Source organism: Mesorhizobium sp. P2_D1 (assembly GCF_056404455.1).
Genome location: NZ_JBFUDZ010000128.1, coordinates 1 through 1,503 on the forward strand (window position 1 = coordinate 1; position 1,503 = coordinate 1,503).

2 protein-coding genes are annotated in these 1,503 nt (G+C 49.8%); one reads left to right on the plus strand and one right to left on the minus strand.

The window, feature by feature from the left end:
• Positions 1–381 (minus strand): nuclear transport factor 2 family protein (locus AC1D0I_RS32460; protein ID WP_477400163.1); only part of this gene is annotated, 381 nt, incomplete at its 3' end.
• 276 nt (positions 382–657) lie between these two features.
• Between AC1D0I_RS32460 and AC1D0I_RS32465 the strand changes: the two genes are divergently transcribed.
• A partial coding sequence (locus AC1D0I_RS32465) for a M35 family metallo-endopeptidase (RefSeq protein ID WP_477400164.1) occupies positions 658–1,503 on the plus strand: 846 nt, incomplete at its 3' end.

Consider the following 1,503-nt stretch of genomic DNA (forward strand, 5'->3'; position numbering starts at 1 on the left):
ATCGGTTTCCAGTTTCTTAACTATTATTTTCATCTGCTCAAGAAGATCGTCTGGCGACTCCGGACCAAGGTCGAGTGTCAACTTGAGGATACTGCTGCTTGTACTGCAAATCTCATAGTAAGACGATTGCGGTTTCGCAAAGAGGGCGGTGAACGCGGCTGCATTTCTTTCGTCGATCGTCCAGGCATAGCGGGACAAAAGATCTTGAATTGCTTGACGATCTTCGGCCGGAGGATTCTCGAGATTCCAACCGGGAGTAGCCTCTGTTCCGCAGGAATCAGCTGAAGCAGTGCCGCTGAAAGCAAAACAGAACCCGAAAACCAGGGCAAAAAACCTCAAAATCGCGCAACTGGTTATTATGCCTTTCCGACGCTCGCTCATGACGGCCCCCTCTTATGGAGCTTGATGGAAAAGTACCCATTCATCTTATACCACCCCAAAGAAGGTGTCAGCCGAAATCGATGGCATACGAGGCCACGGACATGATTTCGTGTTCCTGTTTTTTTGAATTTGCGGTAAGTTGCAATGCCCGGCCTGCAGCAATTTCATTCCTAACTTGCAAGGTAGGCCGTTGGCGTTTCCGGTATGTTATCGCTAACTAAAAACTCACTTAGACGAAGCAATAGAGTCTAATCGTGGTTATATAGGAGCATAAAAATGCTGAGTATTGTTCGAAATATTGTATTGGCACTTTCATGTTTTTTTAGCGTTGTGCCTTTGGCGTTTGCGCAGCAGAATCAGGAAATTGAGATAGTTCTGCAATCGCGCCTGCCTTCTTATGGAAACGATACCCCCCTAATTATTGACTTTACTCTCACGAACCGATCAGGCAGCCCGATCAGGGTGCTCAGGTGGACCACGCCAATCAACGGCGTCTCCGGCGAAATATTTTCAGTGACGAGAGGGTCGCAGCCAATTCAGTATATCGGCCGTTTGGTGAAGCGAGGAGAACCGACTGAGGCTGATTTTATCAATATTGAACCCGGACAATCGATTTCGGTGCCCGTCGATCTGTCATTGTACTACGCCATCTATGAAGCAGGGAACTATGCGGTTACCTACGATACAGAGGGAGTGGGTCTGCTGATTGGCCGTCCAGGTGCCCTGAGACGGGCAGCAGTTTTGAGCAACGCCGCCACGTTCAGGCTTCTGTCAGGTCGGATTCCTCCGGAACGGATACCGCTCTCGGCTCCCAAATTCGACCAGTGTGACAGCCCTCAACAGGATGATATTGGCGCTGCGCTGGCGGAAGCAAATAACATAGCATCGGCTGCCCTGCAGGTTTTGCAGGCCACGCCCTCGGCCCAGCAACCGAATTCCCAACGATATCTGACATGGTTTGGGGCGCATACCGTAGGACTGTACGCAAAGGCCACTGGAAATTTCTCGAAGATTACGGATGCTCTTGCAAACAAAGCAATATCGTTTGGATGCCACGGCAGCGACTGCGAATCGGGAGACTATGCGTATGTGTACCGTAATCAACCTTACAGTATCTTTGTT